22 protein-coding genes are annotated in these 26383 nt (G+C 70.8%); 9 read left to right on the top strand and 13 right to left on the bottom strand.

Features of this window, described 5'->3' with window-relative positions:
* Positions 1-76 precede the first annotated feature (76 nt).
* Genes ACFU9P_RS02235 through ACFU9P_RS02225 form a run of 3 tightly spaced genes read left to right on the top strand, consistent with a single transcriptional unit; the run spans position 77 to position 2461 of the window.
* Positions 77-943, top strand: a complete 867-nt coding sequence (locus ACFU9P_RS02235) for an aldo/keto reductase (RefSeq protein ID WP_384077231.1) — start codon at positions 77-79, stop codon at positions 941-943.
* Positions 944-990: 47 nt separating this feature from the next.
* Positions 991-1854, top strand: coding sequence for an oxidoreductase (locus ACFU9P_RS02230; protein WP_384077229.1), 864 nt, complete (start codon positions 991-993; stop codon positions 1852-1854).
* Positions 1838-2461, top strand: coding sequence for a TetR/AcrR family transcriptional regulator C-terminal ligand-binding domain-containing protein (locus ACFU9P_RS02225; RefSeq protein WP_384077227.1), 624 nt, complete (start codon positions 1838-1840; stop codon positions 2459-2461). Before ACFU9P_RS02230 ends, ACFU9P_RS02225 begins: the two co-directional genes overlap by 17 nt.
* Positions 2462-2477: 16 nt before the next feature.
* Here ACFU9P_RS02225 and ACFU9P_RS02220 read toward each other — a convergent pair whose 3' ends face one another.
* Positions 2478-3254 carry an SDR family oxidoreductase gene (locus ACFU9P_RS02220; protein WP_376376701.1) on the bottom strand — a complete coding sequence of 259 codons (777 nt, stop codon included), beginning with the start codon at positions 3252-3254 and terminating at the stop codon, positions 2478-2480.
* A gap of 186 nt (positions 3255-3440) precedes the next feature.
* Here ACFU9P_RS02220 and ACFU9P_RS02215 point away from each other — a divergent pair, with 186 nt between their 5' ends.
* Positions 3441-4064, top strand: coding sequence for a DedA family protein (locus ACFU9P_RS02215; protein WP_376376699.1), 624 nt, complete (start codon positions 3441-3443; stop codon positions 4062-4064).
* A gap of 77 nt (positions 4065-4141) precedes the next feature.
* On the opposite strand, the gene ACFU9P_RS02210 is transcribed toward ACFU9P_RS02215, so the two are convergent.
* Genes ACFU9P_RS02210 through dnaK form a run of 6 tightly spaced genes read right to left on the bottom strand, consistent with a single transcriptional unit; the run spans position 4142 to position 10943 of the window.
* The gene (locus ACFU9P_RS02210) at positions 4142-4375 is read right to left on the bottom strand and encodes a UBP-type zinc finger domain-containing protein (RefSeq protein WP_384077900.1); all 234 of its coding nucleotides are present in this window, start codon (positions 4373-4375) and stop codon (positions 4142-4144) included.
* A gap of 35 nt (positions 4376-4410) precedes the next feature.
* Positions 4411-7068, bottom strand: coding sequence for an ATP-dependent chaperone ClpB (gene clpB / locus ACFU9P_RS02205; RefSeq protein ID WP_384077225.1), 2658 nt, complete (start codon positions 7066-7068; stop codon positions 4411-4413).
* Positions 7059-7451 (bottom strand): chaperone modulator CbpM, encoded by a 393-nt coding sequence (locus ACFU9P_RS02200; protein ID WP_384077223.1) that lies wholly within the window; start codon positions 7449-7451, stop codon positions 7059-7061. The genes clpB and ACFU9P_RS02200 overlap by 10 nt, the downstream gene beginning before the upstream one ends.
* Positions 7448-8440, bottom strand: a complete 993-nt coding sequence (locus tag ACFU9P_RS02195) for a DnaJ C-terminal domain-containing protein (protein ID WP_384077222.1) — start codon at positions 8438-8440, stop codon at positions 7448-7450. Before ACFU9P_RS02195 ends, ACFU9P_RS02200 begins: the two co-directional genes overlap by 4 nt.
* Positions 8441-8447: 7 nt before the next feature.
* The gene (locus tag ACFU9P_RS02190; protein WP_384077220.1) at positions 8448-9035 is read right to left on the bottom strand and encodes a nucleotide exchange factor GrpE; all 588 of its coding nucleotides are present in this window, start codon (positions 9033-9035) and stop codon (positions 8448-8450) included.
* A gap of 9 nt (positions 9036-9044) precedes the next feature.
* Positions 9045-10943, bottom strand: coding sequence for a molecular chaperone DnaK (dnaK, locus tag ACFU9P_RS02185; RefSeq protein ID WP_384077218.1), 1899 nt, complete (start codon positions 10941-10943; stop codon positions 9045-9047).
* A gap of 220 nt (positions 10944-11163) precedes the next feature.
* Between dnaK and ACFU9P_RS02180 the strand changes: the two genes are divergently transcribed.
* Positions 11164-13011: a PucR family transcriptional regulator gene (locus tag ACFU9P_RS02180; protein ID WP_384077216.1), complete on the top strand. Its 1848-nt coding sequence runs from the start codon at positions 11164-11166 to the stop codon at positions 13009-13011.
* Between the two features lie 218 nt (positions 13012-13229).
* Here ACFU9P_RS02180 and ACFU9P_RS02175 read toward each other — a convergent pair whose 3' ends face one another.
* The 5 genes from ACFU9P_RS02175 to ACFU9P_RS02155 form a co-directional block, all read right to left on the bottom strand.
* Entirely contained in the window at positions 13230-13454 is a 225-nt protein-coding gene (locus ACFU9P_RS02175; protein ID WP_376376684.1) for a DUF397 domain-containing protein, read from the bottom strand.
* Positions 13455-13804: 350 nt separating this feature from the next.
* Complete coding sequence (locus tag ACFU9P_RS02170) at positions 13805-14923, bottom strand: DUF4037 domain-containing protein (protein WP_384077214.1); 1119 nt, start codon at positions 14921-14923, stop codon at positions 13805-13807.
* A 169-nt stretch (positions 14924-15092) separates the two neighbouring features.
* A complete protein-coding gene (locus ACFU9P_RS02165) occupies positions 15093-17582 on the bottom strand; it encodes a PQQ-dependent sugar dehydrogenase (RefSeq protein WP_376376678.1) in 2490 nt (829 codons plus the stop codon).
* Between the two features lie 113 nt (positions 17583-17695).
* Positions 17696-19429 (bottom strand): ThuA domain-containing protein, encoded by a 1734-nt coding sequence (locus tag ACFU9P_RS02160; protein ID WP_384077899.1) that lies wholly within the window; start codon positions 19427-19429, stop codon positions 17696-17698.
* Positions 19430-19749: 320 nt separating this feature from the next.
* Positions 19750-21180 carry a M20/M25/M40 family metallo-hydrolase gene (locus tag ACFU9P_RS02155; RefSeq protein WP_384077212.1) on the bottom strand — a complete coding sequence of 477 codons (1431 nt, stop codon included), beginning with the start codon at positions 21178-21180 and terminating at the stop codon, positions 19750-19752.
* A gap of 195 nt (positions 21181-21375) precedes the next feature.
* Here ACFU9P_RS02155 and ACFU9P_RS02150 point away from each other — a divergent pair, with 195 nt between their 5' ends.
* Positions 21376-22506: a glycoside hydrolase family 19 protein gene (locus ACFU9P_RS02150; RefSeq protein WP_376376674.1), complete on the top strand. Its 1131-nt coding sequence runs from the start codon at positions 21376-21378 to the stop codon at positions 22504-22506.
* Between the two features lie 85 nt (positions 22507-22591).
* Here the strand turns inward: ACFU9P_RS02150 and ACFU9P_RS02145 are convergent, their stop codons facing one another.
* Positions 22592-22951 (bottom strand): ArsR/SmtB family transcription factor, encoded by a 360-nt coding sequence (locus tag ACFU9P_RS02145; protein ID WP_376376672.1) that lies wholly within the window; start codon positions 22949-22951, stop codon positions 22592-22594.
* Positions 22952-23099: 148 nt separating this feature from the next.
* On the opposite strand from ACFU9P_RS02145, the gene ACFU9P_RS02140 reads away from it, so the two are divergent.
* The 3 genes from ACFU9P_RS02140 (at position 23100) to ACFU9P_RS02130 (ending at position 26381) form a co-directional block, all read left to right on the top strand.
* Positions 23100-24155: a cation diffusion facilitator family transporter gene (locus ACFU9P_RS02140; RefSeq protein WP_384077210.1), complete on the top strand. Its 1056-nt coding sequence runs from the start codon at positions 23100-23102 to the stop codon at positions 24153-24155.
* A 93-nt stretch (positions 24156-24248) separates the two neighbouring features.
* Positions 24249-25103, top strand: coding sequence for an SAM-dependent methyltransferase (locus ACFU9P_RS02135; protein WP_384077208.1), 855 nt, complete (start codon positions 24249-24251; stop codon positions 25101-25103).
* Positions 25104-25178: 75 nt separating this feature from the next.
* Positions 25179-26381 carry a cytochrome P450 gene (locus ACFU9P_RS02130; RefSeq protein WP_384077206.1) on the top strand — a complete coding sequence of 401 codons (1203 nt, stop codon included), beginning with the start codon at positions 25179-25181 and terminating at the stop codon, positions 26379-26381.
* The last annotated feature ends 2 nt before the right edge of the window (positions 26382-26383 follow it).

Raw genomic sequence — 26383 nt, 5'->3', positions numbered from 1 at the left:
ACGGTGTGCGGTGTGGAGATGCGTGAGGGGGGCGGGGGTATCCATACTGGACGTATAGTCCATTGGGAGGTCGATCATGACATCCGTCAGTTCGGACGCGCCCGCTCGTGAGGCCGGTACGTTTCTGCTCGGGGACGATCTGCGGGTTCACCGGCTGGGCTACGGGACCATGCAGCTCACCGGGCCCGGGGTGTGGGGCGATCCCGCTGACCCCGAGGAGGCCGTGCGGGTGCTGCGGCGGGCGGTGGAGCTGGGGGTCACGTTCATTGACACCGCCGATGCTTACGGGCCCTTTACCGCGGACCTGCTGCTCAGGAAGGCGCTGCACCCCTATCCGGACGATCTGGTGATCGCCACCAAGGCCGGGTTCGCCAGGACCAGGCCCGGTGAGTGGGTGCCGATCGGGCGGCCCGCGTATCTGCGGCAGCAGGTCGAGCTGAGCCTGCGCAATCTCGGGGTGGAGCGGATCGATCTGCTCCAACTGCACCGTATCGATCCGACCGTACCCATCGCCGAGCAGGTCGGCGAACTCGCCGCCCTCCAGCGGGAGGGCAAGATCCGGCACATCGGGCTGAGCGAGGTGAACACGGCCGACCTCGAAGTGGCCGGGAAGACCGCCACCATCGTGTCGGTCCGCTACAACCTGGCAGACCGCGCCGCCGAGGACGTGCTGACATACGCGGAGGAGCGCGGCATGGGCTTCATCCCGTGGTTCCCGCTCGCCACCGGCGAACTCGCGGGATCGGGCGGCCCGCTGGACCGGATCGCCGACGAACTGGGCGCAACCCCCTCGCAGTTGGCCCTCGCCTGGCTGCTGAAGCGGTCGCCCAACATGCTGCCCATCCCGGGCACCTCCAGCGTCGCGCACCTGGAGGACAACCTCGCGGCGGCCCGGCTGACGCTCACCGACAAGCAGTTCGACGCGCTGTCGGACGCGGTCTGAATCACGGCGCGAAGAATCGTCAAGGATCCCGAAGGATGGTGACAGGCATGAGTACGTGGATGATCACCGGTGCTTCCCGCGGATTCGGCGCCGAGATCACACGCGCCGCCCTCGACGCGGGACATGAGGTCGTCGCCACCGCGCGCAACCCCAAGGCGGTGGAGGCCCTCTTCCCCGACGCGAGCGACACACTGCTCGCGCTGCCCCTCGATGTCACCGACGAGGAGCAGGCGCGCGCCGCCGTGGCCATGGCGGAAAAGCGGTTCGGCACCAACGGCCGTGACAGCGGCATCGATGTACTGGTCAACAACGCCGGGCGCGGGCTGCTCGGTGCCGTCGAAGAGATCCCGGACTCGGCGGCCAAGGCGGTGTACGAGACGAATGTCTTCGGCACACTCAATGTGCTGCGCGCCGTGCTGCCCGGGATGCGCCGGCGCCGGTCGGGGCACATCATCAACATCAGCTCCGTCGGCGGCTTCACCGGCACCCCCGGCTGGGGCATCTACGCCTCCACCAAGTTCGCCGTCGAGGGGCTGTCCGAGGCGCTGGCGGCGGAGGTCGCCCCGCTGGGCATCAAGGTGACGCTCGTGGAGCCGGGCTTCTTCCGCACCGACTTCCTCGACGCCTCCAGCCTCCGCACCGAGGGCCGTCAGATCGACGACTACGACGCCACCTCCGGCGCCACCCGGACCGCCTCGGCGGACCGCAACCACACCCAGCCCGGCGACCCGGCGAAGGCGGCCCGGGTCATCGTCGGACTCGGCGGCGACGAGAAGGCCCCGCTGCGCCTGCAGCTCGGCGCGGACGCCGTGGCCCGGGTCGAGGCCAAACTGCGGTTCGTACGGGACGAGTTGGAGATGTGGCGTGAGGTGGCCACAAGCACGGATCATGACGATGTCGCTCCGCGCTGAGCCGCCGTACGCGGCGCCGGCGCCCGCGCTGCACCCCCGCAGTGTGCGGGCGCGGGAAGCGGTGCTGGCCGCGACCGCCGCGCTGCTCGCCGAGGGCGGGCTCGGGGCGGCCACGGTCGGCGCCATCAGTACCCGTTCGGGTGTGAGCAAGATGACGATCTACAAGCACTGGCCGTCGCGTACGGCGGTGGCGGCGGAGGCGTTCGGACGCCGGATGGCCGACTGCGTACCGCTGCCGGACAGCGGTGACGCCGTGGCCGATCTGCGGGAGCAGGTCCGGCGTGTGAGCGCCTTCTACGCGGGTGAGACGGGCCAGGTCTTCCGGCAGCTGCTGGCGGCGTGCGTCACGGACCCGGAGGCGGCGCCGTACTTCCGTACGTACTTCCTCCAGGCCCGCCGCGCCGGCACCGCCCTGCTCTGGGACCGGCTTGTCGCACAGGGGAAGGCCAGCGCCGGCATCAGCTCCGAGACCGCGACTGACATCCTCTTCGGGCCGCTGATCTTCCGGCTGCTGACCGGCCACGCGCGCCTCGACCCCGAGCAGGCCGACGCGATTTCCGCGGCCGCGCTCCAGGGGCTGCTCGCCGTCGAACCCGCTGGAGCGTAGCGAAGCGTAACCGGGCCTAGCTGGCCTGGCCGGTCGGCATGATGGTGACCTGCTGGAGGTTGACCCGGGGCGGCTGGGCGGCGATGAAGCCGATGGTCCGGGCGATGTCCTGGGGAGTGAGCCACTGCATCGTCTTCCTGGAGCCGCTCAGCCACTGCAACGCGCTCTCGTCGGTGACATGGTCCTGGAGTTCCGTGCCGACGATGCCCGGTTCGATCGCGCACACCCGTACGTTCTTCGGGCCCAGCTCGACCCTCAGATGGCGGGAGAGATGGCTGACGTACGCCTTGGTGCCGCTGTAGACCGCGAAGTTGGGGAAGATGTTCTGCGCGCCGATCGACGAGGTGTTGATCAGGTCCGCCACCCCGCGCTCGGCCGCGGCCCTGACGAGCTGCGGTGTGAACGCGCCGATGGCGTTCATCAGCCCGGTGACATTCACATCGATCTCCATGCGCCACCGGTCCGTGCGCAGCTCCTCGATCGGGGCGGGCAGCATGACGCCCGCGTTGTTGAACAGCAGGTCCGCGCTGCCCAGCTCCGCCTCCACCTGGTCGGCGGCGGCCTGGACCTCCTCGGCCTCGGTCACATCGGCGGTGAACGCGATCGCGCGGCCGCCGTTCTTCCCGATCCTGGCGACCAGCTCTTCGAGCCGCTCCGCGCGCCGGGCCAGCACCGCGACCTTGGCGCCCAGCTCCGCGAGATGCTCGGCCGAGGCCTCGCCGATACCGCTGGAGGCGCCGGTGACGACCGCGACACGGCCTTCGAGGGGCTTGGCGGGGTTCTCCATGGACATGATGAATTCACCTTTCGGGGCATGCAGACGTAGTGAGGGACCACGGTCCGTGGGACCGCTCGCCCTCTGTCCAGGACACCACCGCACGGCCCGGCCCGCAGCGCAGGATCCGGGGCCCGACCCGGCAGGTTTCCGCCAGGACCGGCGGGCAGGCGCGCCTCCCGCGGCGCGCAGGAGAATGGACGCATGGCCCCTCCGCCGCTGCCCGGTGTACTGGAGCAGCTCGCGCCGCTGCTGGACCAGTACGGTTACCTGGCCGTCGGCGTGCTGGTCTTCGTGGAGGACTTCGGTGTCCCCGCCCCCGGCGAGACCATCCTGATCGTCGCGGCCCTGTATGCGGGTGCCGGGAAGCTGAACATCGTCGCCGTCGCCCTGATCGCGCTGGTCGCCGCGATCGCCGGGGACAACATCGGCTACCTCATCGGCCGTACGGGCGGGCAGGCCTTCGTACGCCGCTGGGGCCGCTACATCGGGCTCACGCCGAAGCGCTTCCGGCGCGCCGAGGACTTCTTCACCCGCCATGGCGGCAAGGTCGTCACCTTCGCCCGCTTCGTCGACGGGCTGCGCCAGGTCAACGGCATCATCGCGGGCACCACCGGTATGCCCTGGCGCCGCTTTCTGGCGTTCAACGCTCTCGGCGCCGCCTTGTGGGTCGCGCTGTGGACCACCTTGGGCTATGTGGCGGGCACCCGGATCGGATCGGTGTACGAGCAGTTCGCCCACTATCCGGTCTATCTGATGGCCGGCCTCGGGGTCTTCGTCGTGGTCCTTCTCATCCGGCACCTGATCCGCAGACGCCGCGCCCGCTGAAGCCCCTGAAGCTCCGGGCCGGCCCGCGACCCGGACTCAGCCCCGGACTCAGCCCCGGACTCAGTCCGGACTCGGACTCAGACGAATGCCTCGTGCATGTAGCACCAGCGCCACTCCTCGCCGGGCTCCAGTGATGCCACAAGCGGATGGCCGAGGTTCCCGGCGTGGGCGCGCGCGTGCCGGAGCGGGGACGAGTCGCAGCAGCCGACATGGCCGCAGGTCAGACAGAGCCTGAGCTGCTTCCAGGGCGCGCCGAGCCGCAGGCACTCCTCGCATCCTTCGGGGGTACGGGGCGTGACCGGCCGCACCATGGACAGGTGCCAGTCCCCTTCCGCGCCCACGGCCCTCACACCGCCTTCCCCTGACCGTCAGGGCCGGCCGGCTCCGACCGCTCCTGCGGCTCCTGATACGTCACCACCAGCTCCCCGTTCTGCGCGTCCACCGTGATCGCCGACCCGTCCTCCGCCTCCCCGCGCAGCAGCGCGCGCCCGATCAGGGTCTCGACCTCGTGCGAGATGTAGCGCCGCAGCGGCCGGGCCCCGTACACCGGATCGAATCCCTGGTGGGCGATGAGTTCGCGGGCCGGCTCGGTGAGCTCCAGGGTGATCCTGCGCTCCGCGAGACGCCCGCGCAGCTCGTCGAACTGAAGGTCCACGATCCGCTCGATCTGGGTCAGCCCCAGCGGCTTGAAGAGCACGATGTCGTCGACCCGGTTGAGGAACTCCGGCCGGAAGTGCGCCCGCAGCTCGGCCATCACCTGCGCGCGGGCGTCGGGCTTGATCTCGCCCTCCGCGCTCGCGTCCAGCAGATAGCCGGAGCCGATGTTGGAGGTCATGATGACCACGGTGTTGCGGAAGTCGACCGTGCGGCCCTGCGCGTCGGTGATCCGGCCGTCGTCCAGGATCTGCAGCAGGGTGTTGAAGACATCCGCGTGCGCCTTCTCGATCTCGTCGAACAGGACCACCGAGTACGGCTTGCGCCGGACCGCCTCGGTGAGCTGGCCGCCCTCCTCGTACCCCACGTATCCGGGCGGGGCGCCCATCAGCCTGCTGACCGTGTGCCGCTCCTGGTACTCGCTCATGTCGAGGCGGACCATGCTCTCCTCGGAGTCGAAGAGCGCCGCCGCGAGGGTCTTCGCCAGCTCGGTCTTCCCCACCCCGGTCGGGCCGAGGAAGATGAACGATCCGATCGGGCGGCGCGGGTCACGGATCCCCGACCTGGCCCGGATGATCGCGTCGGCGACCAGCCGTACCGCCTCGTCCTGGCCGATCACCCGCTCCTGGAGGATCTCGTCCAGCCGCAGCAGCTTCTCGCGCTCGCCCTCCTGGAGCCGGCTCACCGGGATGCCCGTCCACGCGGCGACGATCTCGGCGATCTCGTCCTCCGTGACCACCTCGCGCAGCAGCCGCGTCTCGCCCTGCTTGGCGCGGAGCTGCTCCTCCTCGGCGGCGAAGCGGCGCTCCAGCTCGGTGAGGGTTCCGTAGCGCAGCTCGGCGGCGCGGTTCAGGTCGTACGCGCGCTCCGCCTCGTCGGCCTCCTGACGGACCCGTTCCAGCTCCTGGCGCAGCTCCTGGACCCGGCGGATGGCCTGCCGCTCGGACTCCCACTGGGCGTGCCGGGCATCCGCCTCGGCCCGCAGATCGGCCAGCTCCCTGCGCAGCTCCTCCAGCCTGGTCACACTCGCCGGGTCGGTCTCCTTGGCGAGCGCGGCCTCCTCGATCTCGCGCCGGGTCACCCGCCGGGTCAGCTCGTCCAGCTCCGCGGGCATCGAGTCGATCTCCGTACGCATCCGCGCGCACGCCTCGTCCACCAGGTCGATCGCCTTGTCCGGCAGGAACCGGTCCGAGATGTAGCGGTGGCTCAGGGTGGCAGCGGCGACCAGCGCCGTGTCCTGGATCTTCACCCCGTGGAAGACCTCCAGCCGCTCGCGCAGCCCGCGCAGGATGGAAATGGTGTCCTCCACGCTCGGCTCGTCCACCAGGACCTGCTGGAAGCGGCGCTCCAGCGCGGCGTCGGACTCGATGCGCTTGCGGTACTCGTCCAGGGTCGTCGCGCCGATCATGTGCAGCTCGCCGCGCGCGAGCATCGGCTTGAGCATGTTCCCCGCGTCCACCGCCCCCTCGGCGCCGCCCGCGCCGACCACCGTGTGCAGCTCGTCCAGGAACAGCAGGATCCGGCCGCCGGCCGCCTTGACCTCGCCCAGCACCGCCTTGAGGCGCTCCTCGAACTCCCCGCGGTACTTGGCCCCGGCCACCAGCGAGGCGATGTCGAGCGCGAAGATCGTACGGTCCCTGAGCCCCTCCGGCACATCGCCGCGAACGATCCGCTGGGCGAGCCCCTCCACGATCGCGGTCTTCCCGACGCCCGGGTCGCCGATCAGGACCGGGTTGTTCTTGGTCTTGCGGCTGAGGATCTGGATCACCCGCCGTATCTCGGCGTCCCGGCCGATCACCGGGTCCAGACCGCCGCCGCGCGCCTCGGCGACCAGATCCCGGCCGTACTTCTCCAGGGCCTCGTACGCCGCCTCCGGCGTGGCGGAGGTGACGCGCTGGCTGCCCCGGATCCGGGTGAGCGCGGAGAGGAACGCCTCCTTGGTCAGCCCGTGCTCCTTGAGCAGCCGCCCGGCGGCGGTGGCGGAGCCCTCGTCGGCCAGAGCCATCATCAGATGCTCGACCGACACGTACTCGTCCTTGAGCCGCCCGGCCTCCTGCCCGGCCGTCTCCAGCAGCCGCGACAGCCGCTGGGTCACGAACACCTGGCCGGGCGCGGCGCCTGGCCCGGTCGTCCTGGGCCTGCGCGACAGCTCGCGCTCCACGTCCGCGTGCAGCGCGGACGAATCGACGCCCGTCTGCCCGAGCAGCCGGGGTACGAGCCCGTCCCGCTGGCCGAGCAGGGCCAGCAGCAGATGCTCGCCGTCGACTTCCGTCTGCCCGAGGCGCCCGGCCGCGGTCTGTGCGTCCTGGAGGGCTTCCTGGGACTTCTGGGTGAGGCGGTTCATGTCCATGGCACGGTGTCACTCCTCACGCCCGCGCGGCGCAGCGCGGCTTCCAGCAGACTGATCCGGTCCAGCAGGTCGAGCACCAGACCGATGGACGCGTAGTTGAGCGGGAGTCCGGCGCGCAGCCGCTGGACACGGGCCAGCCTGCGCGGCGCGGACGGGTCGAACCAGAGCCGGCCCGCGGCGTCCCGGCTGGCCTCCACCAGACCGAGCGCCACCATGCGCCGGACCATCTCCGGGTGGAGGCCCGAGCGCCGGGCCACGCTCTCCAGACCGATCCCGGTCTCGCGGCCGAGCCCGCGGGCGGGCACCAGTTCGTACACCTGCTCGTACCTCTGGACCGGCGACGTGTCCTGCCGCTTCCGGCGCTGCCGCGGGTCGGTGGTCATCCCGGCCTCCTCGGGTCGAAGTCGGACGCGGCGGCCAGGTCCTCGAACAGCCTCCGCTCGCGGTCGGTGGGGCGCGGCGGGACCATCACCCGGACCTCGGCGTACAGGTCGCCGTCGGTGCCGCGCGGATGGGGCATGCCCTCGCCGCGCAGCCGCAGCCGGCGCCCGCTGGAGGAGCCGGGCGGGACGGTGACCTTGGCGGTGCCGCCCGGAGTGGGCAGCGGTACGGTGGCGCCGAGCGCGGCCTCCCAGGGGGTGACGGGCAGCCGGACATGGATGTCGCGGCCCTCCAGCCGGTACCGCTCGTGGGGCTTGATCCGCACCCGCAGATACAGATCGCCCGCGGGCGCGTCGGGGCTGCCCCTGGCGCCCTCCCCGGCCAGCCGGATCCGCTGTCCTTCCCGTACGCCCCTGGGCACATCGACCTGGTAGTCGCGCCGGCCGGCCGGTCCGGCGAGGCTGATACGGCGGCGTCCGCCCCGGTAGGCCTCCTCCACGGTCAGCTCCAGTTCGGCCTCCTGGTCGGCTCCGGGGACGGTCCGGCGGGGACCGCCGCGTACCCCGGCTCCGAACAGGCCGCCGAAGAGATCCTCGAAATCCACGTCCTGGTAGGCGCTGCCCGGGCCCTGCCCGAAGCGCACCCCGCCGCCCGCGGACGTCCAGCCACCGGCACCCCGGGCGCCCGCCGCGGCCACCCTCTCGCTGTATTCCTCTGCATTCTCGGGGATCTGGCGGAAGGCCGGGCCGAACCTGTCGTACCGCGCCCGGGTCTTCGGGTCCGCCAGCACGCTGTACGCCTCGTTGACGTCCTTGAAGCGCTCCTCCGCCTCCGGGTCCTTGTTGATGTCGGGGTGGTGGCGGCGGGCCAGCTTCCGGTAGGCCTGCTGGATCTCCTCGTCGCTCGCCGTACGGGAAACGTCGAGGACCTCGTAGTAGTCCTGCACCCGGTCCCGGGCCCGTGTCCGGTCCTTCGCGCGGTCCTGTGCCATGGGGCCGTCACTCCCGCCGCCGGCTGACCGTCACGGCCATCGGGCGCAACTGGCTGCCGTCGTCGCCGTATCCGGGGCGCAGGACCTCCACGACGGTGCCGGGTTCGGCGTCCGGGTCGTCCACGACACTGACCACCTCGTGCAGGGTCGGATCGAACGGCACACCGCTCTCCTCCTGGCGCGGATAGCCGAGCCGCTCCAGGACGTCGACGGCCTGGTCCCGTACCGCCTCGACGCCCTGGATGACCGAGGACGGTTCGGCGCGGGCGTGCGCGAGGGCCAGTTCGAGGTGGTCGAGTACGGGGAGCCACTCGGCGGCGGTACGGGCGCGCTCGGCCTGCCGTACCTGCTCCAGCTCCCTGGCGTACCGCTTGCGGAGATTGTCGAGATCGGCGAGGGCGCGCCGCCAGGCGTCCTGGACCTCGGCCAGCTCCTGCCTGCCGTCCTGCTGGACGGTCTGCCGGTCGCCCTGTTCCACGGTCTGCTGGTTGTCCGGCTGCGGCGGTGCTTCCGCTTCGGCGGTTTCGTCGGGCGGTGCGTCCGCTTCGTCGGGCGGTGCTTGCGGTTCCCGTTCCCGGTCCGGCTGGATGGCCATGGCGAGACCTCAGCTCCGGTCGAAGTCGGCGTCCACGACATCGTCGTCGCCCCCGCCGGTCCGCCCGCCCTGTTCCTGGCCGGGGGCGCCCGGCTCCGACGGCCCGGCGGGACCGGTCTGCCGCGCGGCCAGACCCTGGTAGACCTGCTGGAGTTCGGAGGTCAGCGACCTGATCCGGTCCAGCGGCGCCTCGCCCTTCACCGCCTGCCGCGCGTCGCCGACCAGCAGTTGGGCGCGCGCCCGCTCATGCTCCGGCGCGCTCTCGCCCAGTTCGCCCAGCCTCCGTTCCACCTGGTAGGCGATGGCGTCCAGTTCATTGCGCGCGTCGACGGACTGCCGCAGCGCCTGGTCCTCACCGCGGTTGCGCTCCGCCTCCGCGATCATGCGCTCCACCTCGGACTGTTCGAGGTTGGAGCCCTCGCTGAGGGTGATGCCCTGCTCCTTGCCGGTGTCCTTGTCGCGCGCGGTGACATTGAGGATGCCGTTGGCGTCGATGTCCAAGGTGACCTCGACTTGCGGTTCGCCGCGCGGGGCCCGGCGGATGTCGGTGAGCTGGAAGCGGCCCAGGACCCGGTTGTCGGCGGCGCGCTCGCGCTCGCCCTGGAGGACGACGACATCGACGGCGGGCTGGTTGTCCTCGGCCGTGGAGAAGGTCTCCGTACGGCGCACCGGGATCGTGGTGTTCCGCTCGACGATCCTCGTCATCACACCGCCGCGCGTCTCCACACCCAGTGAGAGCGGGGTGACGTCCAGCAGCAGGACGTCCTTGACCTCGCCCTTGAGCACCCCGGCCTGGACGGCGGCGCCCACCGCCACCACCTCGTCCGGGTTGACGCTCATGTTCGGGTCCTTGCCGCCGGTCAGCCGCCGTACCAGCGCCTGGACCGCGGGGATCCGGGTCGAGCCGCCGACCAGGATGACCTCGTCGATGTCGTTGTCCGTCACCTTGGCGTCGGACAGCGCCTGCTTGACCGGGCCGAGACAGCGGTCCACCAGATCGGCGGTGATCTGCTCGAAGGTGGAGCGCATCACGGACTCGGTCAGATGCTTGGGGCCGTTGGCGTCGGCCGTGATGAACGGCAGGCTGACCTGGGTCTGGGTCACCGAACTCAGCTCGGTCTTGGCCTTCTCGGCCGCCTCGAAGAGCCGTTGCAGCGCCTGGGTGTCGGCGCGCAGGTCGATACCGTTCTCCCGCTGGAAGGTGTCCGCCAGATGGTCCACCAGCCGGCGGTCGAAGTCGTCGCCGCCGAGATGGGTGTCGCCGGCGGTGGACCGTACCTCCACCACGCCGTCCCCGACGTCCAGGATGCTCACGTCGAAGGTGCCGCCGCCGAGGTCGAAGACGAGCACCGTCTCGTGCTGCTTCTTGTCCAGGCCGTACGCGAGGGCCGCCGCGGTCGGCTCGTTGATGATGCGCAGCACTTCGAGGCCCGCGATCCGGCCGGCGTCCTTGGTGGCGGTCCGCTGGGCGTCGTTGAAGTACGCGGGCACGGTGATGACGGCCTCCGTGACCCGCTTCCCGAGCGACTTCGAGGCGTCCTCGGCGAGCTTGCGTATCACCAGCGCGCTGATCTCCTCCGGCGCGTACAGCTTGCCCCGGATGTCGAACCGCGCGACGCCGTTCTCGCCCGCGACGACGTCGTAGGTGACTGCCTCTGTCTCGGTCCCGACCTCGTCGAAGTGGCGGCCGATGAAGCGCTTGGCCGAGTAGATGGTGCCCTTGGGGTTGAGGATCGCCTGGCGGCGGGCCAACTGGCCGACGAGCCGCTCGCCGGAGTCGGTGAAGGCGACGACGGAGGGGGTCGTACGGGAGCCCTCGGCGTTGGGGAGGACCGCCGCCTCACCGCCCTCCCACGCGGCGATCACCGAGTTGGTGGTGCCCAGGTCGATGCCGACTGCCTTGGCCATGGGGTGCTCCTTATGTCCGCGTATCCGTCTTCCGGGCAGATTCCCCCACAAGCAGCGTGACGAGGACGCCGGGAGGATTCCTGCTCCTGGGAGGTCGAAATCCGTACGGCCACTGGACCTGGCGGTACAGCCCGTGCGCCGGTCCGACCGGATGCGCGGTTGTGACGCCTCGGTAAAGTTGTGGTGGTGGAAGGTCTCGGACCAGGGCGATGAGCACGGCATGAGCACGGCCGCCGAAGGAACCGGAGCACCGGAATTCCCGGGTCGCCGCTCCTCCCGCCTCCGGCGTCTGACGGCACTGTCGGACGCCTTGTACGACGGCCGCGACGCGTACGAAGTGGTACGGCGGGCCGCCGCCGGTGTCGCGTGCCTCGGGCCGTGCCGTACGGAAGCGGTGTGTCTTCCGGTGGACGGGCGGCTGGTGCGGGGGCGGCAGGTGGACGGGCTGTCGGTGGACGGGCTGCCGGTGGACGGGTGGCCGGACCTCCGGACCTCCGCCGTTGAGGGCCCGGCTGCGGACCCGGCCGTGGACGCGACCGTCGGCCCGGCCGTGGACCCTGCTGCGGACCCAGCTGTGGACCTGGCCGTGGACCCGGCTCTGGATCGCCAGGTGTACGCGCTCGGTGACCGGGACGGCCCGGTCCGGCTGCCGGGCCGGGGGTGGGCCTGGGCGTTCGTCCTCCGGGGCCCCGGCCCGCCGGCCGGACACCCGGCCGGGCATCTGGTCGTGAGCGCCCGCGAGCGGCCGGCCGACGAGGACATCGCGCTGCTCGGCCTGCTGGCGCGGCAGACCGGCGCGGCCCTGGCGGACACCGCGGCCCGCCGCCGTGAGCGCGCGTACGCGGCGGAACTGGGCCGGGCCCGGCGGGACGCGAAGGCCGCCCGCACGCGGCTCGCCGCCGTGGAGTCCGAGCTGCGGTACCGGCGCGCGGTGCACGACGCGCTCAGCGGTGCCACGGCCACCGGGGACAGCGAGGCGGGCATCGCCAGGACGGTCCACCGGCTGACCGGCTTCCCCGCCGTCGTCGAGGACAGATTCGGCAACCTCCGCGCCTGGGCGGGCCCCGGCTGCCCCGACCCGTACCCCAAACCCGACCCGGCGCGGCAGGAACAGCTCATCGTGGACGCCTCCAGGAACGCGCACCCGGTGTATGTCGGGCACCGGCTCACCGCCGTCGCCCGCCACCGCGGCGAGATCCTCGGCACGGTCGCCCTGGTCGACCCGGACGGGACCGCCGGCGGGCGCGAGGAGTTCGCGCTCGGTCACGCCTGCGAGGCGCTGGCCCTGGAGATGGCGCATCTGCGCAGCCTGGCCGAGATGGAGCTGCGGCTGCGCCGGGAACTGGTCGACGACCTGATCACCGGTACGGACGACGAGAGCGCCTTCGCACGCGCCGCGGCCGTCGGGCACGATCTGCACGGCCCCCAGCACCTGGTGGCGGTCGGCTGGACGGGGATGGCCGCCGACGACGCGTTCGTCCACGCGGTGGCCGGGGCGGCGGCCGGTCTCGGACTGCGCTCGCTGGTCGCCCGCCGCTCGGGCCTTGCGGTCCTGGTGGTCCAGGGCCGTCCCAAGGGGGACGAGCTGTACCGTGCGGTCGCCCGTGAACTGGGCTCGCGCGCGGGCGCGATCGGTCTCGGCAGCCGCTGCGACTCCCCGGCCGAGATCCCGCGCTCGTACCAGGAGGCGCTGCGCGCGCTGGAGGTACGCCAGCGCTCACGCTTCCCGTACGGCGCGACCTCGTTCGACGACCTGGGCCTCTACCGGATCATCGGCACGGGCGACGACTACCGCGAGATCGAGGGCTACGTCCGCGAATGGCTCGGCCCGCTCCTCGACTACGACGCGGCCCACCGCGCCGACCTGGTCCGTACCCTCTCCCAGTACTTCGAGGCGGGCGGCAACTACGACAACACCGCCCACGCCCTCGGTATCCACCGCAGCACCCTCCGCTACCGCCTCCAACGCCTCCGCGAAATCGCCGGCCACGACCTGACGGACGTCGAGACCCGCCTCAACCTCCATGTGGCGACCCGGGTCTGGAAGGTCCTCGGCGGCGAGGCGTGACGATGTCGACCGCGGCGCGCGTAACCGGCCGACCTCCCCGCCTGAGCACAAAGACGCCGACGCCGCGAAGAATTGAGGGCCGGTTCCCCGGACTCGGGAAACCGGCCCTCGACGCAACCATGCCCACCGCTTCGGCCAGAGGCCGACGAGGATGGTGTCCCCGGCCCCACTCTCCGGTGGAGCCGGGTGGGCTCGCCGCTGGTCGAACGCGAAGTCTTTCAGCCGAACTCGCCTTCGCGGACGCCGTCTCGGAACGCCGCCCATTCTTCTGCGGTGAACCGCAGAGACGGCAGGTCTTGCCGCCGCGAATCACGGATCGCAACGGCTCCGCCACCAAGGTCTGCCACCTCTACGCAGTAAGGCCCTGTGGCGCTCTTGCTGCTCTTGACCCAGCGCGCTTCCGTCAGGTCGAGCGTGTAAAGTTCAGCCTTTTTTGCAGCCATCGGACTATCCCTTCGATGCGCAATCGAGCTTCACCACCCACCATCACCCCGGCTCATGAGACGTGCAACTGGCAAGGAACGCCCGGCGTGAATCCGGGCCTCGGACCACGTCCGCGCCCCCGGCTGCTCGCCGGTCAGCTCATGCTCGCCCTCCACCGCAGCGGCCGCCCCGCCGGCTCCCCGACCCACTACCGCCGCCCCCGCCGCCGTATCCGTACCGAAGCAACTGCCCGCGCCCCCACCACTGTTCTCCGGACGGGACCGTGAACTCGCCCTGCTCGACGGGCTGCTGGATTCGCGGTCCGTGTCCGCCGGTACGGTCGTGATCTGCGCGATCGGCGGCCCGCGCGCTACGAGCCGACCCGGGGGAGCGCGCCGACGACGGCCCGCAGGAGCTGCGGCTGCCCGAGGACATCCGTGCTGTCCGCCCACTGGTCCACGCTTCCGGACAGCGGCAGGCCGCGCAGAACCGGGTCGGTGACGGTTTCGGCGAGTGCCCGCGCGAAGCGGTCGGCGCGCAGCACCCGGAACGGGCGGCTGTGGTACGGCCGGCACGAGGAGTCCACCGGCCCGGCCTGCCCGGTCTCGTTCTGGAGTGCGGCCACGAACTCGTAGGCGGCGCAGAGGTGTTGCTCCCGCATTGCGTGGTCGCTTGCTGTCAGGGCGCCCCTCAGCGATGCCGAAAGCTCCTCACCGACGCCGAGCCGCGAGAACGCGCTGCCGAGCCATTTGCCGTACGGCGCGTAGCGTCGGCGCAGGAGCAGGCACAGCCGCATCAGGTCCCGTACCAGCCGCCCCGCGACCACCGCCGACCCGAGATCGTCCCCCACCTCGGCGCAGCGGCCGACGAACGCCTCCTCCTGGGAGATCCGCTGCCACTGGCAGGCCAGCAGATACCGCCACACCTGATCCGGGTACCACGCCAGCCGCCGCCGCGCCGCACCGAGCGTGCCGAGCCCGTCGTGGAACACCGCACCGCCCGTGACCTCGGCGAGCCTCTGCTGCGGCATCGCCAGCCAGTCGTGGACGGTCGGCGCGGCCTCGTACGCCTCCGGGCCGAGCCCGAGTTCGGCGTGCAGCCACCCACCGACATCGCCCACCGAGACCCGGTGGTTCACCGGACCGTCCGTCCGCGCCATATGGCCGACCGGATCAGCCGGATCGTTGTGCCTGAAGTGCGTGGGCCAGCCGCGAACCTGTTTCGGGAGCCGATGCGTCAGCAGCCGGTGCAGATCGGGTCCGTGCTCGGCGGCGTCCTCCGGAGCCAGAAACAGGTTGAGCTGCGGTCCCCACTCGTGATCGGCCGAACGTGCCGTGTCAAAACCGAGCACCTCGGACCCCGTGCCGACCCGGGCGGCGGCATGGCGCAGACCGGGATACGACTCGTCCAGAACCGGCCGCACCGCCTCCTCGTAGAAGATCCGTGACAGCGCGAGGCCCGGCAGGAATCCGGCGTCGGAGATCGTCATACGCCCACTCTGCAGTGCCCGCCACGCCCGAGCCAGCAAATTGATTGCCCGCCGTGCTCGCGCCCCTCACCACGCCCCTCGGCCACTGTCGCACCCAGCGCCGCACCGCGACGCGAGCCCGAAGCCCGCGTCGCGGCCGCCTGTTCAAGGCCCGGTCACCAGCAATCCCCTAGGGACGGCTGATCCCGGGGCCGGTGAACGTATAGCTGTCCAGGTCGAGAATCGCTCCCGAGCCGCCGGTGAAGACCACGAACAGATCACGCGTCCGCTCGTCCGCCCCCGTGATCGGGACACTCACGTCCGTATACGTCTCCCAGCTCCCGGTGTTGGGCACGGTCACCCGCGCGAGCACAGGGCCGGTGATGGAGTCGTAGCGGAAGGTCGCGACATTGCCCGCCTTGTCCGAGGACACCCGGGCCCTGACCCCGGTCACGCCCTTCAGGCTCACCGGGTGGTACTTGACCCACTCGTTGTTCTGTACGTCACCGAGGCGCTTGCCGCCCTCCGCGCCCGACGCGGTGATGACCTGCGGCCCCGACAACTGCGCGTAGTGCTCCGCCTGCCACCGCTTGGGCCAGATGGTCCGCTGCTGTTCGCCGGTCAGCGGGACCGTACCCGGAGCGCCCTTGTCGGTGTAGGTCGCGCGCACCACATAGAACTGGGTGGCGTCGAGCCCGGAGTGGATCGGCCCGGTGTTGAAGGTCGTCGAGCAGCCGGTGCCCTCGGCGACCTCGTGCGCGTGCTCCTGATGGCCCAGGGCGATCCGGACGATCACCTTCGAGCAGTCGATGGGACCGTCCTGCGGGTCGGTCGCGGACGCGGTGACGGTGACGTTCTCATTCCACTCGTACACCCCGCCGTCCGGCGGTCCCGAAATGCTCAGTGTGGGACGGTTGTTGCCGACCACCACCGGGATCGTCGTGGTGCCGCTACGCCCGGTGCCGTCGCTGACGGTGAGCCTGGCCTGGAAGCTGCCGTTGCCCGTATAGGTGAAGGTCGGGTTGGCCGCCGTGGAGTCGGTGCTGCCGTTGTCGGTGAAGTCCCAGGCGTAGCTCAGCGGATTGCCGTCCGGGTCGCTGCTGCCGGCGCTGGAGAAGGCCACCGTGAGCGGGGCGAGGCCGTTGTCCTTGTCCACCGACGCCTTGGCCAGCGGCGACCGGCCGCCCTGCACATAGTTGATCTTGTACAGTCCGGCGTCCTCGGCGCCCGAGAAATAGCCGCTGCCGTATTCGAGCAGATACAGCGAACCGTCCGGGCCGAACTCGGAGTCGATCGGATGGACGAGGCGCATGCCGTCGAGCACCGGCTCGATCGCGGTCGGGGTGCCCGTCGCCGGATTGCCGTTGTTGAACTGCACTTCCTTGATCCAGTTGCGGCAGTACTCGGAGATCAGCAGCTTGTTGTCGTAGTACTGGGGCCACTTGACGTCGGAGTTGAGGTTCGGGTCGTAGTGGTAGACCTCGGTGTGATTGGGCGAACCGCAGCCGCCCGGGTTGTCGAGTTGCGGCCACTCCTTGCTGCCGCCGTGCTGCTCCCACACCAACGCGGGCTTGGTGGGCGGGAGTTGCTGGATACCGGTGTTGCGCGGGGAGTTGTTGACCGGGCCTGCCGTACCGCCGCAGGGGAACCAGCCGCGCGGCGCGTTGGCCGCGAAGTCCCAGTCGTTGTAACTGACATTGGGCCCGCCGCAGTAGGGCCAGCCGTAATTGCCGGGACCGGTGGCGCGGTTGAACTCGTCGTACGCCGCGGGGCCCCGATTGGCAATGGTCGCACCCGCATCGGGGCCGACCTCGCCCCAGTACAGGGTGTTGCCGGCCTTCTTGTCGACGAAGACACGGTACGGGTTGCGCACACCCATGATGTAGACCTCGGGGCGTGTTCCCGAGGTCCCGGGGGCGAAGAGATTGCCACTCGGGATGGTGTAGGTCCCGTTGTCCTCGGGATGGATCCGGTTGATCTTTCCGCGCAGGTCGTTCGCGTTGCCCGAGGTGCGCTGGGCGTCGTACTGCGGGTTGCGGGACGTGCGTTCGTCGATGGGCGCCATCCCCGCCGAGTCACCGCCGGAGTTGGTGTTGTCACCCACCGCGAAGTACAGATTCCCCGCACTGTCCCAGGACATCGAGCCGGCGGAGTGGCAGCACAGCTCCCGCTCGGTCGGCCACTCGATGAGGACGTCCTCGCTGGCCGGGGTGAGTGTGTTGGTGTTGCGGTCGAAGGTGAACCGGGAGATCCGGTTGACCAGCGGGGTCACCTTCGGCGAGTAGAACAGGTAGACCCATCCGGTGGTGGCGAACCGCGGGTGCAGTGTGATGCCGATCAGCCCGTCCTCGAACCGGGCGTCCAGCGGCAGGGTGAGCGCGACGGTCGTCGACGCGGTGGCGGGGTTGTAGAGCCGGACCTGCCCGCCCGAGGCGCTGGTGCCCCGGTTGATGTACAGGACCTTCTGGTCCGGCAGGACGGCCAGTTCGATGGGCTCGCCCATCGTGAGCCCGCCGTCGAGCTTGACCTTCTCGAACCCGCTCGTCGGCGGGGGAGCGGCGGCGGCCTTCGGTTCCGCGGCGGCATCGGACGCGGGCACGGCCGCGGCGGCGCCGGGCGCGAGCAGCAGGGCGGACAGGGTGAAGAGCGTGGCGAGTAAGGAAACGGCGCGGGACAGCACGGTACGTACCTCCAGGGGCCGATCGCGGGTGGGGGCATGGCTGTGCGAGGTGCGAGGTGCGAGATCGGGCTACGAGCTGTGCCTTGCGAACTGTGCGGTCGGGCCGTGCGCTCTCAGCTTCCGAACACGGCGAGATCCCACAGCGAGTAGCCCCACTGCGTCGCCCGCGCGGTCCCCTCGACCCGTACGTACCGCGCGGTACCGCTCACCGCGACGGTGTCGAGCCCGCCGTCACCCGCCGTTGTGCTGCTGACGGTGCGCCAGGTCGCGTTGTCCGTGGAGGTCTGCACCGAGTACGCCGTGGCGTAGGCGGTCTCCCAGGTCAGCCGTACCTGCTGGAGCGTACGGACCGAGCCCAGGTCGACCGTGATCGACTGGGGGTCGGAGTACGCGCTGCCCCAGCGGGTCGCGGGGTTGCCGTCCACGGCGTTGGCGCCCACATGCGCGCTGCCGGGCTCGACACTGGAGACCGTCACCGGGCGGCCCCTGGCCAGGTCGGTGGCCTGAGCGCCGTCCTGCCTGATCCTGATATTGCGGTAGTTGATGTCCATACCGGCGCCGTCGTTCTGGACGCCTATGTGCCCGACCGCGATATCGCGGGTACTGGTGTAGTCGTTGATCTTCACACCGTTCAGGAAGATCTCGACATGGCGGCCGTGCACCGCGATCTCGTAACTGTTCCAGGTTCCGGGCGGGTTGAGCGCGGCGGCCCGGGCCGCCGTGTCCGGCGCCTTGAAGCTGTAGACACTGCCGGTGGTACGGGAGGGATCGGCGTCGGTCGCGTCGATCTGGATCTCATGGCCGAGGTCGACCGGCTTCCAGGGATCGCCCTGCGGATCGGGGAACCCGATGAACACACCGCCGTTGTCGTCGCCCGGCATCATCCAGTCGGCCTTCAGCGAGTAGTCGCTGAAGGGCGTCACCGGATACCAGAGCAGACCCATGCCGCCCACCGAGGTGAGAGTGCCGTCGGCGAGGGTGAACCCGCCCGGTCCGGCCTGCCGCCACCGGTCGAGGCTGGCCTGCGTACCGTCGAACAGGGGCGTGTAGCCGTTCTCCGGGCGGCAGTCCGCGGGCCGTGCGCCCGAGGCGGTCTGGATGCCGCCGAGCAGCATGGTGGTGAAGGCGGGGTCCGTGAACGACTCCTCGGTGTGGCCGAGACCGGTGTACCAGGCACGGCCGCCGCGGTAGTTCTGGCACCAGGTGATCGGATGATCCCCCATGCTGCCGCCGGAGTACGACGACTCGTCGAGGCTCGCGAGAACCTTCACCGCCGAGCGCGGATTGGCCCGGTAGTTGTACCACTCGTCGGTCCTCGTCCAGCGCTGCGGGAGATGCGCGGTGGAGGGGGAGGAGCGGTCCTCGACCCGGACGGTGGCCTGCTGGGTCGCCGGGTGCGAGGCGAAGTACGCGCCGACGAGCCCGCCGTACCAGGGCCAGTCGTATTCGGTGTCGGCCGCGGCATGCACGCCGACATAGCCGCCACCTGCGGAGATGTATGACTCGAAGGCGGTCTGCTGGGCGGCGTTCAGCACATCGCCGGTGGTCGACAGCCAGATCACCGCCTGGTACTGGGCCAGATTGGCGGTGGTGAACGCGTTGGCGTCCTCGGTGGCGGTGACGGTGAAGCCATTGGCCGCGCCGAGCCGCTGAACTGCGGCGATTCCGGCGGGGATGGACGAGTGCCGGAACCCCGCGGTCTTGGAGAACACCAGGACTTTGGACAACGGGGCCAGTGGGGCCGATGGAGCCGCGGCGGGGGCGGGGGTGGCGGCGGACGCCGGTGCGGTCCCCGCTGCCTGTGGCAGGGCGACCAGCGACAGGGCCAGCAGGACGAGCGCGATCATGGTGCGGGACACAAGGCGCACGATCCAGTCCTCTCTCGGAGCGCCCGGAGGCGCCGGCTGAGGTACGCGTACGTGGGGGAGCGCGGAACGAGGCGGCACACGGATCACGTTCGGCTGTTTTCGAACAAGGCGCCAGCCGAAGCGTCAGGGGTAGTGAACATCGGAGGTTTCAAGGGGTCAAGGGATGGCGCAGACCAGTTCCCCGCGGGCACGCCGAAGCCGCGCTCAGCGGGGTGCGGGGGCTGAGCGCGGCCGTGTGCGTATGTGGTCGGTGTTCGGCAGGTTGTGCGGCGCCGGTCAGTACCGGCCGGTGCTTGTCGTCAGCGCTGCGGTACGGGGAACGCCACCGGGCTGCGGTGGCCCGCCCGGTTCACCGCGCGGACACCGAAGAAGACATTGTCCTTGGACAGGTCCACGGTGTGGCTCGTCGGACCTTCGGCCTCGGTGACATCGGTCCACTCCGGCTCGGTCGTCTCGCGCCACACGACTTCGTACCCGGCCAGATCGGGCTCCGTACCGGCGTCCCACACCAGCTCCGTGGAGTTGGTCAGCGAGCTGGTGACGATCTTCACCCCGCGCGGGGTGGCCGGGGCCTGGGCCAGGGTCCACAGGACCGCGCCATTGACCCGGGCCACCCGGGCGATATAGGCGAAGTCGCAGAACTCGGGCAGGTCGCCGTACTGCTGTCCGTCCTCCACCCGTACGTCCTGGTGCTGGTGCGCGTAGTCCTCGGTCGGCTCGGTGAAACGGGCGGCGGCATAGCCGTTTTCGAGGAAGGGGATGTGGTCGCCGCCGCGCAGATAGCGGTCACGGCGGTAGATCACCCGGACGTTCATGCCCGTGACGTCGTTGTTGGCGACATCGCGGACGAAGCGTGCGAGCTGGCGGGTCGCCGAGTCGTTCTCGCCGCCGACCGAGCGGCGGACATTGGCCTCCTCCGGAGTCTCGGCGGTGGGCACGCCCTCCGCGAACAGCCGTACGGTGTACGGGTCTCGGGTGCCGTCGTCGGCCCGGGGGCTGCCGACGATGTCATTGGTGAACATGCCCAGGACGTTCGTCCCCGCGGCCTTGAACTGCCCCGCCATGTACTCGGCGCCGTACAGTCCCTGCTCCTCGCCCGCGACGGCGGCGAAGACAATGGTCGCGGCCGGCCGCCGCTTCGCCATGACGCGCGCCAGCTCCATGGCCACCGCGACACCGGAGGCGTCGTCGTCGGCGCCCGGGGCATCGCTGGTCGCGTCCATGACGTCACTGGCGCGCGAGTCGTAGTGGCCGGAGACCACATAGACCCGGCCGGGGTCGACCGAACCGCGCAGGGTCGCCACGACATTGGTGATACGGGTCGCCACCGGGATCCGTGAGGCGGGCTCCTGGATGTACGACTGGAGCTCGACGGTCATCCGGCCGCCGGAGGCCGCCGCGTACCGCTTCAGTTCATTGAATATCCAGTCCCGGGCGGCACCGATACCGCGCTCGGGGTCGTCCTGGGTGGAGAGCGTGTGGCGCGTTCCGAACGCGGCGAGCCGGCGCACGGTCGCCTCGATCCGGTCGCGGGAGACCTCCTTCAGCAGCTCCCGCAGTTCGCGGTCGGGAGCCTGGGCGGTGGCGGGGCGGTCTCCGGTGTGCCGCCCGGCCGGGGCGCCCGCGGGGGCGGCAGCCTGGGCCACCGACGGCACGCCGCCGACCACGGCGGTCGCGACGGTGGCGGACAGGACGGCCCTCCGGGGCATCCCTGTGGGGTGCTGGGGCATGGCTGGTCCCTTCCACGGTGCGTGTATGACATAGCACTGGCGCTCCATGGTCATGGACAGGCCAACCTCGCACAAGGTCGCCGAGCGGCAACTGGGGGCCTTTGTCCGGCACTTGACAAGGTCTAGACCTTCCCCTTCAATCCAAGCGGAATCGTCCTAGGCGCCGTCGGCGCGAAGAGGGGAAAGCAACCGCAGATGAGACAAAGCTTCAGGGGTCTTTCGCTCGCACGCTCCGCAGTCGTGCTGGCTGTCGGCGCGCTCCTCGCCACTCTGTTCGCCGTACCCGCCTCCGCCGCCGATCCGGTGGGCCGGATCACCGGCCTGGGCGGCAAGTGCGTGGATGTCGCCGGCGCGAGCAACGCGAACGGCACTCCCGTACAGCTCTACGACTGCAACGGCAGCGCCGCCCAGAACTGGACCGTCGCCGGCGACGGCACCCTGCGCGCGCTGGGCAAGTGTCTGGACATCGTCGACCGCGGCACCGCCGACGGCTCGCTCGTCCAGCTCTGGGACTGCGGCGGTGGCGCGAACCAGCAGTGGGTCGTCAACTCCGCCCGTGACATCGTCAATCCGCAGGCGAACAAGTGCCTGGACGTCAAGGACCGCAGCACCGCGAACGGCGCCCGGCTGCAGATCTGGACCTGCACCGGCCAGTCGAACCAGAAGTGGACGGCGGCCGGCACCAGCGGTGGCGGCGGCACCCCGTCGGGCTTCGTCGTCAGCGAGTCCCAGTTCAACCAGATGTTCCCGAGCCGGAATCCCTTCTACACGTACAGCGGTCTGACCGCCGCGCTCAGCGCGTACCCCGGTTTCGCGAACTCCGGCAGTGACACGGTCAAGCGCCAGGAGGCGGCGGCGTTCCTGGCCAATGTCAGCCACGAGACCGGCGGCCTGGTGTACGTGGTGGAGCAGAACACCGCGAACTACCCGCACTACTGCGACCCGAACCAGTCGTACGGCTGCCCGGCGGGGCAGGCGGCGTACTACGGTCGTGGTCCGATCCAGTTGAGCTGGAACTTCAACTACAAGGCCGCGGGCGACGCGCTCGGCATCAACCTGCTGGCCGACCCGTGGCGCGTCGAGCGTGAGTCGGCGGTGGCCTGGAAGACCGGTCTCTGGTACTGGAACACCCAGAACGGTCCCGGCACCATGACCCCGCACAACGCGATGGTGAACCAGGCCGGCTTCGGCCAGACCATCCGTTCCATCAACGGCTCGCTGGAGTGCGACGGGCGCAACCCGGCGCAGGTCCAGAGCCGTGTGACCAACTACCAGCGCTTCACCCAGATCCTGGGCGTCGCGCCGGGGAACAACCTGTACTGCTGAGCCGCCGCTCGGCCCTTGTGCGTCAGTTGAGATGTATGTCAGTTGAGATGCGCGGTCCCGGAACTCCGGGGCCGCGCGTCTGTGTTCAGTCGTGCGGCGGGGTGCCCGTCACCAGGTGGTCGGCGTGGTTGAGGGCCTCGATCGCGAGCCTCCGCAGATGCCCGTCCCGCAGGGTGTACACGGAACGCCGGCCGTCCTTGCGCACCTGCACCAGTCCCGCGAGCCGCAGCTTCGCGAGATGCTGGCTGACCGCCGGGCGGGCCGCCCCGCAGATCTCGGTCAGGGTGTTCACATCGGCCTCGCCCCGGGTCAGGGACCAGACGAGATGGAGCCGGGTGGGGTCGGCGAGCAGGGCGAAGACACCGGCCGCCGCGTCGAATTGCGGGGCGCCAGGAGTGTGCTGCTGCAACTCGGGCGCAACTGAGGGCGGATTGCTCGCTGGCATCCTCCCATCGTAGGGCCCCCGGCCGAAAACCCGACTCGACAGGTGCATTGGTGCGCGCTTAAATACCTATGGGTGGTGACACACCCGCGCTGCCGCTGTCTGCGGCCGTCTCCGGCGACACTCCCGACGCCCGACAGGAGAGCCACGCGTGAACGAACGCCATGAGCACCCCCGTACCCCGGCGCCACCGCATGCCCACGGTCACGGCGCGGGCCGTCTGTCGCGTCTGCGGCACCGGGCGGCCCATCTGGTGAAACCGCACTCCCATGAGGCGGCGGACAAGATCGACTCGGCTATGGAGTCGTCGGCCGAGGGCATGCGGGCCCTGTGGATCTCGCTGGCCGTGCTCGGCGCCACCGCGGCCCTTCAAGTCGTGGTCGTCGTCCTGTCCGGCTCGGTCGCCCTGCTCGGCGACACCGTCCACAACGCCGCCGACGCGCTGACCGCACTGCCCCTGGCGGTGGCGTTCGTCCTCGGCCGCCGCGCGGCGACCCGTAGCTACACGTACGGCTACGGCCGCGCCGAGGACCTGGCCGGTATCGCCATCGTGCTCACCATCGCGGCGTCGGCCGCGCTCGCCGCGTACCAGGCTGTCGACCGGCTGCTGAACCCGCGGGACATCTCCCACCTGGGGCTGGTCGCCGGTGCGGCGGTCATCGGCTTCATCGGCAATGAATGGGTGGCCCGCTTCCGTATCCGGGTCGGCAGGCGGATCGGCTCGGCGGCGCTGGTCGCCGACGGGCTGCACGCCAGGACCGACGGCTTCACCTCGCTGGCCGTCCTGCTGGGCGCGGCGGGCGCCGCCATGGGGCAGCGGTGGGCCGACCCGGTCGTCGGTCTGCTGATCACCGCGGCCATCCTGCTGGTGCTGAAGGACGCCTGCCGGGAGGTCTTCCGCCGTGTCATGGACTCCGTGGACCCGGAGCTGATCGATACGGGCGAGGCCGCCGCGCGCCGGGTCCCCGGGGTCCTCGCGGTGACCGAGCTGCGGATGCGCTGGATCGGCCACCGGCTGCGGGCCGAGGTCACCGTGGAAGTGGACGGGAACCTGGGCGTACGGCAGGCGCACGAGGTGGCCGTCGAGGTGGAGCACGCCCTGCTCCATTCGGTACGCCGGCTCACCGCCGCCCTGGTCCACACCGACCCGGCCGCCGTCTCCGGCATGGACGACCCGCACAGGAGACTGGCCCACCACGCGGCATGAGAACGCCTGCGGTGCCGTCGACAGCGGAGCCCGGCGCTGATACGACTCGTCACGGCAGCAAGCCGGAGAAAGCCGGAACGAGCCGGAGGGGCCATGACGGACCGCATTCCGACCGAGACCGACGACAACACCGAGCCCGACGGAACCAACGAGTTCAGCGAAGACGAGCCCGGCGAAATCGACCCGAGCCGACCGAGCATCGCGCGGGTGTACGACGCCGTCCTGGGCGGCGACACCAACTTCGCGGTGGACCGCGCCATCGCCGCCGAATCCCTGCGGATCGTCCCCGAGATCGGCGACGTCGGCCGCTACAACAGGGCTGTCCTCGGCCGCGGCGTACGGTACATGGCGCGCGCCGGCATCCGGCAGTTCCTGGATCTGGGCTCCGGCCTGCCCACAGCGCAGAACACCCACCAGGTCGCCCGGGCCGCCGCCCCCAGCTCCCGTGTGGTGTATGTCGACAACGACCCCATCGTGCTGGCGCACGGCCGTGAACTGCTCGCCGCCGACGCCCGCTCCACGGTCGTCACCGCCGATCTGCGCGATCCCCCGAGCGTGCTGGATCACCCCGAGGTGCGCCGGCTCATCGACTTCGGCTGGCCGGTCGGCCTGATGCTCCTGGGCGTGGTCCACCACCTCAACGACGAGGAGAACCCGGCGGGCCTGGTACGGGCCTATCTCGACGCGGTCCCGCGCGGGAGCTTCCTCTTCCTCACCCACTTCTGCGCGTCGAGCCCCGAGGCCGCAGGACTGGAACGAGCCCTGCTGGCCGACCTCGGGACCGGAAGATTCCGGACCCTGGAGGAGATCACGGCGTACTTCGACGGCCTGGAACTCGCCGACCCCGGCGTCACCTATCTCCCGCTCTGGCGCCCCGAGGAACCGGTCGAACCGCCCCTGACCGTGGGCCAGTCCCTGATGGCGGGCGGACTCGCGCGCAAGGTGTAGGTCCGCGCCGCGCCGCGCCGTACCCATACCGCACCGGCCTGGTCTCCCGCACACGGCGGCGGATACCGTCCTGGGATGCCCGACTTCGCCCCCTCCTCGCCCGCGTTCCTCGCCGACCCCTACCCCGCCTACGCCGAGCTGCGGGCCCATGGCCGCGCCCACTACTACGAGCCCAGCGACCAGTGGCTCGTCCCGCACCACGCGGATGTGTCAGCGCTGCTGCGGGACCGCCGCCTCGGCCGCTCGTACGGGCACCGCTTCACCCACGAGGAGTTCGGCAGGACCCCGCCGCCGCCCGGCCATGAGCCGTTCCACGAGCTGAACGACCGCGGGATGCTCGAACTGGAGCCGCCGGACCACACCCGGATCCGGCGTCTCGTGTCCAAGGCGTTCACCCCGCGCACCGTCGAGCGGCTCAGGCCGTACGTACACCGGCTCGCGGCCGGTCTGGCGGGGCGGCTCGTGGCCGAGGGCGGCGGCGATCTGCTCACCGCCGTCGCCGAACCCCTGCCGGTCGCCGTGATAGCCGAGATGCTCGGCGTCCCCGAGGCGGACCGGCCGCTGCTGCGGCCCTGGTCGGCGGCGATCTGCGGGATGTACGAGCTGAACCCGTCACCCGAGACGGCCCGCCGCGCGGTCACCGCCTCTCTGGAGTTCTCCGCGTATCTGCGCGAACTCATCTCCGTACGCCGCCAGAAGCCCGGCGAGGACCTGATCTCCGCGCTCATCGCCGCGCATGACGACGGCGAGAAGCTGACCGAGGCCGAGATGGTCGCCACCTGCGCGCTGCTGCTGAACGCCGGGCACGAGGCGACGGTCAACGCCACCGTCAACGGCTGGCTCGCGCTGTTCCGCAATCCCGCGCAGCTCGCCGCCCTGCGCGCGGACCGGGCCCTGCTGCCCACCGCCGTCGAGGAGCTGATGCGCTACGACACCCCGCTCCAGCTCTTCGAACGCTGGGTGCTCGACCCGGTCGAGATCGGCACCACCACCATTCCGCGCGGCGCCGAGGTCGCCCTGCTCTTCGGCTCCGCCAACCACGACCCGGCCGTCTTCGCCGCCCCCGGAACCCTGGACCTGGCCCGCCGCGACAATCCGCACATCTCTTTCAGCGCAGGTATCCACTACTGCGTCGGCGCCCCGCTCGCCCGCATGGAACTGACCGCGTCCATGACCGCCCTGCTGGACCTGGCCCCCGGACTGGGCCCGGCCGCGGAGCCCACACGCAAACCCAACTTCGTCATCCGCGGGCTCGAAACACTGCCGGTCACGGTGTGAGC

It is taken from the genome of Streptomyces sp. NPDC057617 (genome assembly GCF_042800555.1).
Taxonomy (GTDB): Bacteria; Actinomycetota; Actinomycetes; order Streptomycetales; family Streptomycetaceae; genus Streptomyces.
Note: the sequence above shows the minus strand (reverse complement) of the source record. Positions and strands in the feature narration are given on the sequence as shown.

Coding starts and splice junctions, on each gene's coding strand:
- ACFU9P_RS02150 (WP_376376674.1), top strand. CDS start 21,376: ATGAGACAAAGCTTCAGGGGTCTTTCGCTCGCACGCTCCGCAGTCGTG.
- ACFU9P_RS02195 (WP_384077222.1), bottom strand. CDS start 8,440: ATGGCACAGGACCGCGCGAAGGACCGGACACGGGCCCGGGACCGGGTG.
- ACFU9P_RS02155 (WP_384077212.1), bottom strand. CDS start 21,180: ATGCCCCAGCACCCCACAGGGATGCCCCGGAGGGCCGTCCTGTCCGCC.
- ACFU9P_RS02230 (WP_384077229.1), top strand. CDS start 991: ATGAGTACGTGGATGATCACCGGTGCTTCCCGCGGATTCGGCGCCGAG.
- clpB (WP_384077225.1), bottom strand. CDS start 7,068: ATGGACATGAACCGCCTCACCCAGAAGTCCCAGGAAGCCCTCCAGGAC.
- ACFU9P_RS02175 (WP_376376684.1), bottom strand. CDS start 13,454: ATGGCTGCAAAAAAGGCTGAACTTTACACGCTCGACCTGACGGAAGCG.
- ACFU9P_RS02225 (WP_384077227.1), top strand. CDS start 1,838: ATGTCGCTCCGCGCTGAGCCGCCGTACGCGGCGCCGGCGCCCGCGCTG.
- ACFU9P_RS02190 (WP_384077220.1), bottom strand. CDS start 9,035: ATGGCCATCCAGCCGGACCGGGAACGGGAACCGCAAGCACCGCCCGAC.
- ACFU9P_RS02210 (WP_384077900.1), bottom strand. CDS start 4,375: ATGGTGCGGCCGGTCACGCCCCGTACCCCCGAAGGATGCGAGGAGTGC.
- ACFU9P_RS02170 (WP_384077214.1), bottom strand. CDS start 14,923: ATGACGATCTCCGACGCCGGATTCCTGCCGGGCCTCGCGCTGTCACGG.
- ACFU9P_RS02130 (WP_384077206.1), top strand. CDS start 25,179: ATGCCCGACTTCGCCCCCTCCTCGCCCGCGTTCCTCGCCGACCCCTAC.
- ACFU9P_RS02200 (WP_384077223.1), bottom strand. CDS start 7,451: ATGACCACCGACCCGCGGCAGCGCCGGAAGCGGCAGGACACGTCGCCG.
- ACFU9P_RS02180 (WP_384077216.1), top strand. CDS start 11,164: ATGAGCACGGCCGCCGAAGGAACCGGAGCACCGGAATTCCCGGGTCGC.
- ACFU9P_RS02135 (WP_384077208.1), top strand. CDS start 24,249: ATGACGGACCGCATTCCGACCGAGACCGACGACAACACCGAGCCCGAC.
- dnaK (WP_384077218.1), bottom strand. CDS start 10,943: ATGGCCAAGGCAGTCGGCATCGACCTGGGCACCACCAACTCGGTGATC.
- ACFU9P_RS02220 (WP_376376701.1), bottom strand. CDS start 3,254: ATGTCCATGGAGAACCCCGCCAAGCCCCTCGAAGGCCGTGTCGCGGTC.
- ACFU9P_RS02160 (WP_384077899.1), bottom strand. CDS start 19,429: ATGATCGCGCTCGTCCTGCTGGCCCTGTCGCTGGTCGCCCTGCCACAG.
- ACFU9P_RS02215 (WP_376376699.1), top strand. CDS start 3,441: ATGGCCCCTCCGCCGCTGCCCGGTGTACTGGAGCAGCTCGCGCCGCTG.
- ACFU9P_RS02145 (WP_376376672.1), bottom strand. CDS start 22,951: ATGCCAGCGAGCAATCCGCCCTCAGTTGCGCCCGAGTTGCAGCAGCAC.
- ACFU9P_RS02235 (WP_384077231.1), top strand. CDS start 77: ATGACATCCGTCAGTTCGGACGCGCCCGCTCGTGAGGCCGGTACGTTT.